The sequence below is a fragment of the Nonomuraea bangladeshensis genome, assembly GCF_039529455.1.
In the GTDB taxonomy this organism is placed as follows: Bacteria; Actinomycetota; Actinomycetes; order Streptosporangiales; family Streptosporangiaceae; genus Nonomuraea; species Nonomuraea bangladeshensis.
Map to the genome: position 1 here is coordinate 104,547 of NZ_BAAAMV010000022.1, position 12,634 is coordinate 117,180.

General features: G+C 73.9%; 11 protein-coding genes and 2 pseudogenes. 8 read left to right on the plus strand and 5 right to left on the minus strand.

What is annotated here, in order from left to right:
* Positions 1 to 96 precede the first annotated feature (96 nt).
* A pseudogene (locus ABD292_RS49150) lies at positions 97 to 615 on the minus strand (hypothetical protein); the annotation flags it as partial.
* Here ABD292_RS49150 and mbhE point away from each other — a divergent pair.
* The 7 genes and pseudogenes from mbhE to ABD292_RS46720 form a co-directional block, all read left to right on the plus strand.
* Positions 520 to 1,545 (plus strand): annotated as a pseudogene (gene mbhE, locus ABD292_RS49155) (hydrogen gas-evolving membrane-bound hydrogenase subunit E); the annotation flags it as partial. The pseudogenes ABD292_RS49150 and mbhE overlap by 96 nt on opposite strands.
* Entirely contained in the window at positions 1,542 to 1,985 is a 444-nt protein-coding gene (locus ABD292_RS46695) for a Na(+)/H(+) antiporter subunit C (protein WP_425565252.1), read from the plus strand. The pseudogene mbhE and the gene ABD292_RS46695, both read left to right, overlap by 4 nt.
* Positions 1,982 to 3,496 (plus strand): Na+/H+ antiporter subunit D, encoded by a 1,515-nt coding sequence (locus tag ABD292_RS46700; RefSeq protein ID WP_344219535.1) that lies wholly within the window; start codon positions 1,982 to 1,984, stop codon positions 3,494 to 3,496. Before ABD292_RS46695 ends, ABD292_RS46700 begins: the two co-directional genes overlap by 4 nt.
* Entirely contained in the window at positions 3,493 to 4,089 is a 597-nt protein-coding gene (locus ABD292_RS46705) for a Na+/H+ antiporter subunit E (protein ID WP_344219520.1), read from the plus strand. The genes ABD292_RS46700 and ABD292_RS46705 overlap by 4 nt, the downstream gene beginning before the upstream one ends.
* Positions 4,086 to 4,355, plus strand: coding sequence for an MrpF/PhaF family protein (locus ABD292_RS46710; protein WP_344219522.1), 270 nt, complete (start codon positions 4,086 to 4,088; stop codon positions 4,353 to 4,355). Before ABD292_RS46705 ends, ABD292_RS46710 begins: the two co-directional genes overlap by 4 nt.
* The gene (mnhG, locus tag ABD292_RS46715) at positions 4,345 to 4,716 is read left to right on the plus strand and encodes a monovalent cation/H(+) antiporter subunit G (RefSeq protein ID WP_344219524.1); all 372 of its coding nucleotides are present in this window, start codon (positions 4,345 to 4,347) and stop codon (positions 4,714 to 4,716) included. The genes ABD292_RS46710 and mnhG overlap by 11 nt, the downstream gene beginning before the upstream one ends.
* A gap of 53 nt (positions 4,717 to 4,769) precedes the next feature.
* Positions 4,770 to 6,827: a SpoIIE family protein phosphatase gene (locus ABD292_RS46720; protein ID WP_344219526.1), complete on the plus strand. Its 2,058-nt coding sequence runs from the start codon at positions 4,770 to 4,772 to the stop codon at positions 6,825 to 6,827.
* An 11-nt stretch (positions 6,828 to 6,838) separates the two neighbouring features.
* On the opposite strand, the gene ABD292_RS46725 is transcribed toward ABD292_RS46720, so the two are convergent.
* Positions 6,839 to 7,387: a YciI family protein gene (locus tag ABD292_RS46725; RefSeq protein WP_344219528.1), complete on the minus strand. Its 549-nt coding sequence runs from the start codon at positions 7,385 to 7,387 to the stop codon at positions 6,839 to 6,841.
* Between the two features lie 136 nt (positions 7,388 to 7,523).
* On the opposite strand from ABD292_RS46725, the gene ABD292_RS46730 reads away from it, so the two are divergent.
* Positions 7,524 to 7,898 carry an STAS domain-containing protein gene (locus ABD292_RS46730; RefSeq protein ID WP_344219530.1) on the plus strand — a complete coding sequence of 125 codons (375 nt, stop codon included), beginning with the start codon at positions 7,524 to 7,526 and terminating at the stop codon, positions 7,896 to 7,898.
* Positions 7,899 to 7,912: 14 nt separating this feature from the next.
* Here the strand turns inward: ABD292_RS46730 and scpA are convergent, their stop codons facing one another.
* From scpA to ABD292_RS46745, 3 genes are all read right to left on the minus strand, one after another.
* Complete coding sequence (gene scpA, locus ABD292_RS46735) at positions 7,913 to 10,018, minus strand: methylmalonyl-CoA mutase (protein WP_344219537.1); 2,106 nt, start codon at positions 10,016 to 10,018, stop codon at positions 7,913 to 7,915.
* A gap of 26 nt (positions 10,019 to 10,044) precedes the next feature.
* Entirely contained in the window at positions 10,045 to 11,718 is a 1,674-nt protein-coding gene (locus ABD292_RS46740) for a methylmalonyl-CoA mutase family protein (RefSeq protein WP_344219532.1), read from the minus strand.
* Positions 11,715 to 12,634: biotin/lipoyl-containing protein (locus tag ABD292_RS46745; protein ID WP_344219534.1), on the minus strand; the 920-nt coding region annotated here is incomplete at its 5' end. The genes ABD292_RS46745 and ABD292_RS46740, both read right to left, overlap by 4 nt.

Here is a 12,634-nt window from a genome sequence, read left to right on the forward strand (position 1 = left end):
TACGCCGACACCGTGTACGCCGGCGCCGCACAGGCCGGCGCCGTCGGCGATGGGCAGGCTGACGCCGCGCAGATCGGCGCCGCGCAGGCCGGCACAGCGCAGATCGGCGCCGCGCAGGCTGACGCCGTGCAGATCGCTGCGGCGCAGAGCGGGGACGGGCACGCGATCGTGGTGCCGTACCAGCTCGCGCTGTGGCACGGGTTCACGCCCGCGCTGGGGCTGAGCGCGCTGGCGCTCGCCGTGGGCGCCGGGCTGTTCCTGCTCGCCGCCCGCCTGCCCGGCGGGGTGCGGTCCACCGGCGCGCGGGCCTACGACCGGGTGCTGACCTGGGTGGGCCGGCTCGCGGTGGAGCTGACGGGGGCCACCCAGCGCGGCTCGCTGCCGTTCTCCCTCGGCGTCATCCTGCTCGTCATGGTCGCGCTGCCCGGCGGGGTGATGCTGGCCGGGCGGCCGTGGTCGGCGGAGGGACGCGCCTGGGACACGCCCGCGCAGGCGGTCGTCGCCGCCGGGGTGATCGTCGCGGCGGTCATCGCGGTCCGCGCGTCGCGCCGGCTCACCGCCATGATCCTGGTCGGGGTGACCGGTTACGGCACCGCCGTGCTGTTCGTCCTGCACGGCGCGCCCGACCTGGCGCTGACGCAGTTCCTGGTGGAGACCGTCACCATCGCGATGTTCGTGCTCGTGCTGCGCCGCCTGCCGCCCAGGTTCTCCCGGCGGCCCAGCCGGCGCGGGCGCGCCGCGATCGGCGTGGCCGTGGGCGTGGTCGCCGCCGGCATGGCGTACGCCGCCACGAGCGCCCGGCAGGCGGAGCCGATCTCGTCGGGGTTCGCCGACCTGGCGGTGTCGTACGGCGGGGGCGACAACGTCGTGAACGTCATCCTCGTCGACATCAGGGCCTGGGACACGATGGGCGAGATCGCGGTGCTCGTGGCGGCCGCGACCGGCGTGGCCAGCCTGATCTTCCGTGGCAGCGCGGCGCTGCGCCGGCGTACGGGCAGCCCGGGGCCGGCGTCCAGGACGCCGGTCGCGGGACGGTGGCTCGCCACCGCGCCGCGCCCGGCGACCGAGGGCACCTCGATCATCCTGCAGGTGGTGACCCGGCTGCTGTTCCACGTCATCGTGCTGCTCTCGGTCTACCTGCTCTTCTCCGGCCACAACGCCCCGGGCGGCGGGTTCGCCGCCGGGCTGGTCTGCGGGCTCGCCCTGACCGTGCGCTACCTGGCCGGCGGCCGGGCGGAGCTGAACGCGGCCGCGCCCGTCGACGCGGGCGCCGTGCTCGGCGCGGGCCTGTTCGTCTCGGTCGGCACGGGCGCGGCGGCGATGCTGCTGGGCGGGGACGTGCTGCAGAGCGCGACGCTGGACCTGAGCCTGCCGGTGCTGGGCGAGGTCCACCTCGTCACGTCGGTCTTCTTCGACATCGGCGTGTACCTCATCGTCGTCGCCCTGGTGCTGGACATCCTGCGCAGCCTCGGCGCCCCGATCGGGGCCGACGACATCTCCATGGACGACTCCTCAGTGAAGACGATGAAGGAGGAACCGGTGTGACCCCGAACCTCACCTACGTGGTCACCATCGGCGTGCTGTTCGCCGCCGGGGTGACCCTGCTGCTGGAGCGCAGCCTCACCCGGATCCTGCTGGGGGTGATCCTGCTCGGCAACGGCGTGAACCTGCTGATCCTCACGGGCGGCCAGGCCGGCGCGGCGCCCATCGCCGGCCTCGCCGGGCAGGAGGGGATGAGCGATCCGCTGCCGCAGGCGATGGTCCTCACCGCCATCGTCATCACGCTCGGCATGACCGCCTTCCTGCTCGCGATGGCCTCGCGCACCTGGCTGCTCACCGGGCACGACGAGGTGCAGGACGACGTCGAGGACCGCCGGATCGTGCGGCTCGCCGAGCAGGACGCGGACCTTCCCGACGGCATCGGCAGCCTCAACGCCGTCAACGGCGGCGATCCGCGGCGCGGCCACGTGGCGGAGCCGCCATGACGACCGCCCTCGTCCCCCTGCCGGTGGTGATGCCGCTGCTCGGCGCGGCGCTGACGCTGATGCTGGCCCGGCGCCCGAACGCGCAGCGGGCCGTCAGCCTCACCGTGCTCGGCGCGGGCCTGCTCGTCGCCGCCGCCCTGCTGGTCCTCACCTCGCTCCACGGCCCGCTCGTCGTGGAGGTGGGCGGCTGGACGGCGCCGCTCGGCATCGTCCTGGTCGCCGACCGGTTCGCCGCGCTCATGCTGGTCGTCTCGGCGGCCGTCACCCTCGCCGTGCTGGTGTACTCCATCGGCCAGGGGCTGGCCGACGGCGACGAGGAGACGCCGCTGTCGGTGTACCACCCGACGTATCTGGTGCTCACCGCGGGCGTCACGACCGCGTTCCTGTCCGGCGACCTGTTCAACCTCTATGTCGGTTTCGAGATCCTGCTGGTGTCCAGCTACGTGCTGCTCACCCTCGGCGGCACGGAGAACCGCATCCGGGCCGGCACGACGTACGTCGTGGTCAGCCTGCTCTCCTCGATCATCTTCCTGACCGCCATCGGGCTCGTCTACGCGGCCACCGGCACGCTCAACCTCGCGCAGCTCGCCGGGCGGCTCGACGTGCTGCCGGACAACCTGCGCCTGATGCTGCAGAGCACGCTGCTGCTCGCCTTCGGCGTCAAGGCGGCGATCTTCCCGCTGTCGGCGTGGCTGCCGGACAGCTATCCCACCGCTCCTGCCCCGGTGACCGCGGTCTTCGCCGGCCTGCTGACCAAGGTCGGTGTGTACGCGATCATCCGTACCGAGACGCTGCTGTTCCCCGGCGGGCGGACGGGCGGCCTGCTGCTGGCGGCGGCGCTGCTGACGATGCTGGTCGGCATCCTCGGCGCGATCGCGCAGTCCGACATCAAGCGCCTGCTGTCGTTCACGCTGGTCAGCCACATCGGTTACATGTTGTTCGGGGTCGGGCTCACCACCGTGCTCGGCCTGGCCGCGGCGATCTTCTACGTGGTGCACCATATCCTGATCCAGACGACGTTGTTCCTCGCCGTCGGCCTGGTCGAGCGGCGCGGCGGCAGCACCGTGCTGGACCGGCTCGGCGGGCTCGCGCGTGTCTCGCCGCTGCTCGGGGTGCTGTTCCTCGTCCCCGCGCTCAACCTGGCCGGCATCCCGCCGTTCTCCGGGTTCCTCGGCAAGACCGGGCTGCTGCAGGCCGGGGCCGCGCAGGGGCGCCCGATGGCCTGGGCGCTGGTGGCGGGCGGGCTGCTGACGAGCCTGCTCACCCTCTACGCCGTCGCCCGGGTGTGGAACCTGGCCTTCTGGCGCGCCCCGCGCACTGATGAGGACGGGCGGAGCTCCGTCGTGACGCTTCCCGCGCTGATGGTCACCTCCACGGCCGCGCTGGTGGTGCTCGGCGTGGGGCTCACCGCGGTCGCCGGGCCGCTGTTCGACCTCAGCGGCGCGATCGCCGGCGACCTGCTGGAGCGGGTCCCGTACGTGCGGGGCGTCTACCCGGGCGGCGCGCCATGAGCCCCGCGCCGCTGAGCCGGCGCGACCGGCTCCGCAACCGGGCCGTCGCCGTCGCCGTGCTGGTCACCGTGTGGTGCCTGCTGTGGGGCTCGTTCACCTGGGCGAACGTCCTCGGCGGCCTGGCCGTCGCGGCCGTCGTCCTCGCCGTGTTCCCGCTGCCGCCGGTGACGTTCTCCGGGCGCGTCTCCCTGCCGGGGGTGCTCCGTTTCGTCCTGCGGCTCCTCCTCGACCTGGTCGTCTCCAGCGTGCAGGTGGCGGCGCTGGCGTTCCGGGTGGGGCACCGGCCGAGCAGCGCGGTCATCGCCGTGCCGCTGAAGGTGCGCTCGGACCTCAACCTCACGTTCACGTCCGTGGCCCTGTGCCTGGTGCCCGGCAGCATCGTCATCGACGTCGACCGGGCCACCGGCACGCTGTACGTGCACGTCCTCGGCGTCCGCGACCGCGCGGAGGTCGAACGGTTCCGCCGGAGCATCTGGCGGCTGGAGGAACGCATCATCGCCGCGGTCGGATCCGCGGCCGAGAGGCGGCTCGTCGCCGCGCCCGACCCCGTCAGCCCGCAGTCGTCCGCCGACAAGAAAGGCACCCGCGTATGACCGTCGTCGCCGTCATGGCCACCGTCCTGCTCGCCTGCGCCGGGGTGCTCGCCCTGGCGCGGATCGTCCGCGGCCCGTCCGTGCTCGACCGGATCGTGGCCACCGACGTGCTGCTGGCGGTCATCGTCGCGGCCGTCGCCACCTCCGCCGCGGCCGGGCGCGACGCGACGACGCTGCCCGTGCTCCTCGTGCTGTCCATCCTGGGCTTCACCGGCTCGGTGAGCGTGGCCCGCTTCGCCGTGAGGAGCCGCCGCGATGAGTCCTGACAGCCTGCTCGACACGGCGCTCGACACGGTGCTCGACACGGCCGCCGTGGTGTGTCTCACCGGGGGCGCGCTGCTGTGCCTCGCGGCCGGGGTCGCCCTGGTCCGCTTCCCCGACCTGCTGTCGCGCATGCACGCGGCCACCAAGCCGCAGGTGCTCGGCCTGCTGCTGGTGCTGCTCGGGTGCGGGCTGCGGCTGCGTACGGGCGTGGACGTGACGACGCTGGTGCTCATCGGCGCGTTCCAGCTCGCGACCGCCCCCGTGGCCGCGCACATGGTGGGCCGGGCGGCGGTCAGGGAGCGGCGGCCTGACCCGGAGCTGCTGGTGACGGACGAGCTGCCCGCGCGCGAGGACCCATCCTGACCTGCGTCTTCGCCGCGTCCCCGGGTAGGTGAATCCGTCGGGGGGAGGTGGTCATGGGCGCCGTCGACGAGCGCGAGGACAGCGGGCTGGGGTTCGAGATGCTGGACCCGGCGCCGGTCGGCGTGGCGGTGACGCGCGGCCCGGAACACCGGCTGGTCTACACGAACGCCCGCTACCGGTCGCTGTTCGGCGGGCCCGGCGGCGCGGCCGAGATGGAGGACGTGTTCGCCGACTTCATGCGCCGCTACTACCGCCCGCAGTTCGACGAGGTCTACCGCACGGGCGAGCCCATCGTGGCCACGGCCGAGCCGGAGCTGCCGATGATCAGGCGTCCCGGCTCCGAGCAGCGGTACTTCACCTCCAGCCTGTCGCGGATCGTCTTCGGCCCCGGCGACCACGGCGTGCTGGTGGTGGTCCTGGAGGTGACGGACCAGGTCGCCGCCGACCGCGAGATGGCGCTCCTCGCCGAGCAGCGCCGCCGCGTCCTGCGCCGGTACGAGAGCCTGATGCGCATCAGCGCGGAGGTCTTCTGGGTGACCGACAGATACGGCAAAGTGAGCGAGCGGAGCCCGAGCTGGGAGCGGCTGACCGGCCAGACATGGGAGGAGTACCGCGGCGACGGCTGGCTGCGGACGCTCCACCCGGACGACCGGCCGGACACGGTGCGGTCCTGGGGGGAGGCGGTCGCCGCCCCCAGCGGTCTGTGGGAGCACGTCTACCGGCTGCGCATGCCGGGCGGCGGCTACCGGCACTTCCAGATCCGCGCCGTGCCCGTCCGCGAGGACGGTGAGGTCGTGGAATGGGTGGGGTCGAGCACCGACATCGAGGAGCAGTGGAACGAGCAGCGGCGCAAACGCCTGCGGGACCGCGCGGCGGCGGCCACGGTCCGGCTGCGGAGCCTGCAGGAGATGCTGGGGGCGCTGGCCGAGGTGATCGTGCGGGAGATCGCCGACGGGTGCGGCGTCTACCTCGTCACCGACCTCACCGGCGTGCGGCACGGCGACGCGCCGTTCGTCGTCGAGCGGATGGCCACGGCCGCGCGTCCCGGCCTGGTGCGGCTGCCGCCGTACAGCGAGGAGCGGCTAGGCGGGGGCAACGCGTTCGTGACGGCGGTGCGCCGGCGGCGGCCCCTGCTGCGGGCCTTCCCCGCCGGAGCGCCGCCGCCCGACGTGGTGCCCGGGGGCACGCTGCCGTGGCTGGTCGCGAACGACGCCAACAGCGTGCTGATCCTCCCGGTCGTGGTGGACGGGACGGTGCCCGCCGTGGTCGCCGTCGTGATGTGCGGTGACCGGCCGCCGGTGAGCCCGGACGACATCTCGCTGCTGCTGAGCATGTTCGACCATGCCCATGACGCGCTGAGCCGGGCGATCCGGTTCCAGCGGGCGCAGCAGGTGGCGCTGGCGCTGCAGTACAGCCTGCTCGCCGAGCCGCCGCACGCGGACGACCTGCGCATCGTCGCCCGCTACCGGGCGAGCCCGAGCGCGGCGGAGGTGGGCGGCGACTGGTACGACTCCTTCCTCCTGCCCGACGGCGTCCCGGTGGTGGCGATCGGCGACGTGGCCGGGCACGACCTGAGCGCCGCCGTCTCGATGAGCCAGGTCCGCAACATGCTGCGGGCGCTCGCCATGGACCGCTGCGAGCCGCCGGGCGAGATACTGTCCCGGCTCAACCTCGCGATGGACTCGCTGGTCGGCGAGGTGATGGCGACCTGCGTGTACGCCCGCGTCGAGCCTTCAGGCGACGCCTACCGGCTGCACTACGCGGTGGCCGGGCACCCGCCGCCGCTGCTGGTCACGCGCGACGGCGAGGGCCGCTTCCTGGAGGGGGGCCTCAGCCCGCTGCTCGGCTTCCCCCACGGGGAGCCGAGGCCGTCGCAGGTGGAGCCGCTGCCGCCGGGGAGCACGCTCCTGCTCTACACCGACGGCCTGGTCGAGCGGTCGGGCGAGCACCTGGACCGGGGCCTGGAACGGCTCAGGTCGGCCGCCGCGTGCGTCGCGGAGCAGCCGCCGGACAAGTTCTGCGACCATCTGCTGAGCGCGTTGCCGACGACCGGGCTCGACGACATCGCCGTCATCGCCGTGCGGACGCCGCACCCGGACGTCCGGCAGTGAACCGGCGGCCGCTAGCGCCGCCCGCCGAAGTCCCAGTCGTGGACCTCGACGTCGGCGTACCGGCCGGCGGTCAGGAGGGCGCGGGCCTCGTCCGGGCCGGCCGCCCGGACCAGGGCCGCCGTGCCGAGCCAGGAGGCGCCGTCGTCGGACAGCAGCGGCCCGTACGCGATCAGGTCGTCCTCCCCTGCGGGCGGGTCGAGGTCGGCGGGGCGGCCCGAGCCGAGGCCCAGCACGAGATAGCGGTCGCCGCTCTCCCGCCCGCCGGGGAACTCCCACATCGTGCGCCCCAGCACGTTGCGCCAGCGCCGCAGCAGCACGTCCCGGTAGACCCCGGCCTGGTAGTTGGGCTCGTCGAAGGCGAACGCGCGGGCGGCGGCGGGGTCCGGCAGCTCGACGATGTGCACGCTGCCCGTCGCCGTCTCGCCGCCGGGCGCCAGGGTCGGGCCGCGGGCGATGAGCTCCGCCTCGTACCGGTCCATGTAGGACCAGTGCTCCTCCGTCAGCTCGGCGCGCAGCGCGGCGGAGCGGGGACGATCGCGGTGGTAACAGAAGAACTCCATGGTACGAGTGCCTACCACGAGCAGGACGGAAGGTGCATTCTAGAAGAATCTATGACGAAGACTCTTTCGTGCATCCGGCTTCGGGCGTAGTCTTCGGTTGACGAAGGTTGAACCACCCCCTGCGACAGGCCGCCTCATGCCTCTTCTGAACGTGCATTGCCGGCCACTCCCGACCGGGATCCTGGTCACGGTCACGGGTGAGCTGGACGTCACCAACGCCGCCGAGCTGGAGTCACTTCTGGAAGGGGCGACGCCGCCCGGCGAGCCGATGGTCCTCGACCTCGGCGGGCTGACCTTCATGGACTGCGGCGGCCTGCACCTGCTGATGCGGCAGCAGGACCGGCTGCGCCGGCAGGCGGCGCGCCTGCACGTGGCCGCCGCCCACGGCTCACCCGCGGTCCTGCTGCGGATCACTGGCGTAGGGGACGCCCTGACCCTCCATGCCAACCTGGGGCAGGCGCTCGACGCGGTGCGCCGCGAGCGCCCGTCCCCGCTCAGGGAGTCGTGCTGACTCCGCTCTGATCGTCACGCGGGCTGGTGCCCGAGGCGGGCGGCCAGCTTGCCCAGCAGGCTCAGGGCAGCGTCGGCGATCACGGTGCCGGGCAGGAACACCTCCGCCACGCCGGCCTCGTGCAACGCCGGCACGTCGCCCGGCGGGATGACGCCGCCGACCACGATCATGATGTCCTCGCCACCGGCGGCGGCCAGCGCCTCGCGCAGCGCGGGCACCAGCGTCAGGTGCCCGGCGGCCAGCGAGGACACGCCGACCACGTGCACGTCGGCGTCCACGGCCTGACGGGCGACCTCCTCCGGCGTCTGGAACAGCGGGCCGACGTCCACGTCGAAGCCGAGGTCGGCGAAGGCCGTCGCGATCACCTTCTGGCCGCGATCGTGCCCGTCCTGGCCCATCTTGGCGACCAGGATGCGCGGCCGGCGACCCTCGTCCCTGGCGAAGGCGTCGCTCGCGGCGCGGACCGCGTCGGCGCCGGAGCCGAGCTCACTGCGGTAGACGCCCGAGATGGTGCGCACGCCGGCCTGGTGGCGGCCGAAGACCCGCTCCAGGGCGTCGGAGATCTCCCCGACGGTGGCGTGGGCGCGGGCGGCGTCCACGGCCAGCGCGAGGAGGTTGGCGTCCCCGGCGGCTCCCGCCGTGAGCGCGTCGAGGGCGCGGCGGACCACCTCGGGGTCGCGCTCGGCGCGGAGCCTGCGCAGCCGTTCGATCTGGGTGGCGCGCACCGCGGTGTTGTCGACCTTGAGCACGTCCACGGGCTGGTCGCTGGCGGGCCGGTAGGTGTTGACGCCGATGACCGGCTGCGTGCCGGAGTCGATGCGGGCCTGGGCGCGGGCCGCCGCCTCCTCGATGCGCAGCTTCGGCAGCCCGGCCTCGATGGCCCTGGCCATCCCGCCGGCCGCCTCGACCTCCTCGATGTGCTGCCAGGCCCGCGCGGCGAGCTGGGCGGTGAGCGTCTCGACGTAGTAGGAGCCGCCCCACGGGTCGATCACCTGGGTGATGCCCGACTCGTGCTGCAGGACGAGCTGGGTGTTGCGGGCGATGCGCGCGGAGAAGTCGCTCGGCAGCGCGAGAGCCTCGTCCAGGGCGTTGGTGTGCAGCGACTGCGTGTGGCCCTGGGTGGCGGCCATCGCCTCGACGCAGGTGCGCACGACGTTGTTGTAGACGTCCTGGGCGGTCAGGGACCAGCCGGAGGTCTGGCTGTGCGTACGCAGCGCCAGCGACTTGGGGTCCTTGGCGCCCATGTCCCCGACGATGCGGCTCCACAGCAGGCGGGCGGCCCGCAGCTTGGCGACCTCCATGAAGAAGTTCATGCCGATGCACCAGAAGAACGACAGTCGCGGCGCGAACGCGTCGATGTCGAGCCCCGCCGCCGTGCCCGCCCGCAGGTACTCCATGCCGTCGGCCAGCGTGTAGGCCAGCTCCAGGTCACAGGTGGCCCCGGCCTCCTGGATGTGGTAGCCGGAGATGCTGATCGAGTTGAACTTCGGCATCTTCTCGCTGGTGTAGGCGAAGATGTCGGAGATGATGCGCATCGAGGGGGCCGGCGGATAGATGTAGGTGTTGCGGACCATGAACTCCTTGAGGATGTCGTTCTGGATGGTCCCCGTGAGCTGCTCCGGCTTCACCCCCTGCTCCTCGGCCGCCACGATGTAGAGGGCGAGAATGGGCAGGACGGCGCCGTTCATGGTCATCGACACCGACATGCGGTCGAGTGGGATGCCGTCGAACAGGATGCGCATGTCGGCGATCGAGTCGATCGCCACCCCCGCCATGCCGACGTCGCCCGCCACGCGCGGGTGGTCGGAGTCGTAGCCGCGGTGGGTGGCCAGGTCGAACGCGACCGACAGGCCCTTCTGCCCTGCGGCCAGGTTGCGCCGGTAGAAGGCGTTGGAGTCCTCGGCCGTGGAGAAACCCGCGTACTGGCGGACGGTCCACGGGCGGGTGACGTACATCGTCGGGTACGGCCCGCGCACGTAGGGGGCGATGCCGGGGTAGGTGTGCGGGTCGTAGCCGTCCGCCTCCACCGACGTGTAGACCGGCTTGACGGGGATGCCCTCGGGGCTGTCCCAGGCCGGCGCGCCGGTAGAAGGCGGCGCGTGGCGCCGGGAGCCGGTCAGGCCGAGGCCGCGGAAGTCGGGGATCGTCACGCGGTCACCTCCGAAAGGGTCGTGCGGAGGACGTCGAGCACGTCGCAGCCCGCGTACAGGTGGGCGTCCACGCCGTCGTGACGGTCGCGTCCGGCCAGCCAGATCCAGCGCGCGCCCGCCCGGCGGAGCAGCGCGGCGGCGTCGGCGTACCGGCGGTCGGCGGCGCACAGGCAGGCGACCACGGCCCCGCTGGCGGCGAAGTCCGCGGGCGTGCCGGTGACCGTCTCGACGCCGCCGGCCTCGAACAGGCCGCGCGCGAACGCGAGCCGCGCGGCGTGCTCGGCCGCCGGGCCGAGCGTGGCCAGGAACACCCGCGGGCGGGCCTCGCCGGCCTGGTCGAGCAGGTCCTCGAAGTCCTGGGCGTGGCGGACCCGCGGCAACGCCTCCGCCGCCGGGCGTGGGGTGTGCGTGCGGGCGGGCGCTCTCCCCGCCGGGTCGGGGTAGCGGCTCACGCCGACGATCGGTGGCCTCAGCCGGGCGAGGTCGCGGGCGCGGCGGGCGCGGGTGGCGGCCAGCCGGTCGGCGACCAGGGTCCGGGCGGCGGTCATGCCGCCGGCCTCCTCGATCTCCTGGAACCACTCCCACGCCTTCTCGGCCAGGTCGGCGGTGCGACGCTCGACGTACCAGGAGCCGCCCGCCGGGTCGAAGGTCCGCGCCACGTGGGCCTCCTCCACCAGCAGCGTGGAGGTGTTGCGGGCGATGCGGCGGGAGAAGTCGTCCGGCAGGCCGAGCGCGTCGTCGAACGGCCGCACCGTCACCGCGTCGGCCCCGCCCACCCCGGCGGCGAAGCAGGCGAGGGTGGTGCGCAGCATGTTCGTGTACGGGTCGCGGCGGGTCATCATCGCGGCCGAGGTCACCGCGTGCTGGTACTGCGCGGGCGGCGCGTCGCACACCTCCGCCACCCGCGCCCACAGCAGCCGCGCGGCCCGCAGCTTGGCGATCGTGGCGAACTGGTCGGCGGTGGCGGCGTAGCGGAACTCCAGCAGGCCGAACGCCTCCCCGGCCGCGATGCCGTCCTCGGTGAGGCTCCGCAGGTAGGCGAGGCCGGTCGCGATCGAGCAGCCCAGCTCCTCGGCGTCGCTGCCGCCCGCCTCGTGGTACGGCGTGGCATCCACCGTGACCGCCCGCATGCCGGGCAGGCGGTCGGCGCGGAGCCGCGCCAGCCGCCCCAGCCCCGACAGGTCGGCCGCCGCGCCGGAACGGGTCGCGTCGCCGAGCGGGTCGGCGCCGAGACAGCCCCGCAGCGCGCCCGCCCGGTCGCCGGCCAGCGCGACCAGCGCCTCCGCCGCCTGCCAGGTCCGGGGGCCGGCGTCGAGCACGATCGAGATCAGGTCGAGGTGCACGCCGCCGAGGACACGGGGCAGGTCCTCGGGGGCGACGGCGAGCCAGAGGGAGTCCGCGCCGTTCTCCAGGTCGGTCATGACCGCCTCGGGGTCGGCGGTCTCGTGGCGCTGCCGCACCTCCCACGGCCGGCCGGGCTCGCGACCGGCGGAGGGCGGCAGTCCTGGCCCGGCGGGCAGGTCGGCGGCGTCGTACAGGGGGGCGAGGGTGACGCCGTCGTAGGTGGCGGTCGCCAGGGCCTCCTCGGGGGAGGTGACTTCTTTACCCGATTTGCGCAGGACCTCCAGCGCCAGCTCGCGCCACCGCTCCCTGCTCACGACGGGGCTCACGAGGGGTCCTTGATCTCACAGATGGCCGCGCCGGCCGCCACCGTGGCGCCGACCTCGGCGGCCAGCCCGAGCACGACCCCGGCGCGGTGCGCGGTGAGAGGCTGCTCCATCTTCATGGCCTCCAGCACCACGATCGGGTCGCCCTCGGCCACGGTGTCGCCGTCGGCCACGACGACCTTCACGATCGTGCCCTGCATCGGGCTGACCAGGGCGTCACCGCCGGCCGCCGACGCCGCCTGCTTCCTCGCGCGGCGGCCGGCCGCCGGCTTCCTCGGGGCGGCGGCGGGCGCGGCGCCGAGCCCGGCCGGCAGGGCGACCTCCAGGCGTTTGCCGCCCACCTCGACCGTGATCCGCTCCAGGACGGGCGGCTCCCCGGCCGCGGCCTGGCCGGCGTAGGGGGCGATGCGGTTGTCGAACTCGGTCTCGATCCAGCGGGTGTGCACGGCGAACGGCTCGGCCGTGAACGCCGGGTCGGTCACCACGGCCCGGTGGAAGGGCAGCACGGTCGGCATGCCCTCGATCTCGAACTCGTCGAGGGCGCGGCGGGCGCGCTCCAGCGCCTGGGCGCGGGTGGCGCCGGTGACGACGAGCTTGGCGGTCAGCGAGTCGTAGTCGCCGGGGACCGTCTCGCCCTGCTCGTAGCCGCTGTCGAGGCGGATGCCCGGCCCGGAGGGGGCGCGCCAGCGGGTGATGGTGCCGGGCGCGGGCAGGAAGCCCCGGCCCGCATCCTCGGCGTTGACGCGGAACTCGATGGAGTGGCCGCGCAGCGGCGGGTCGTCGTAGCCGAGGGCCTCGCCGCCCGCGATGCGGAACATCTCGCGGACCAGGTCGACGCCGGCGACCTCCTCGGTGACCGGGTGCTCGACCTGGAGGCGGGTGTTGACCTCCAGGAAGGAGACGGTGCCGTCCTGGCCGA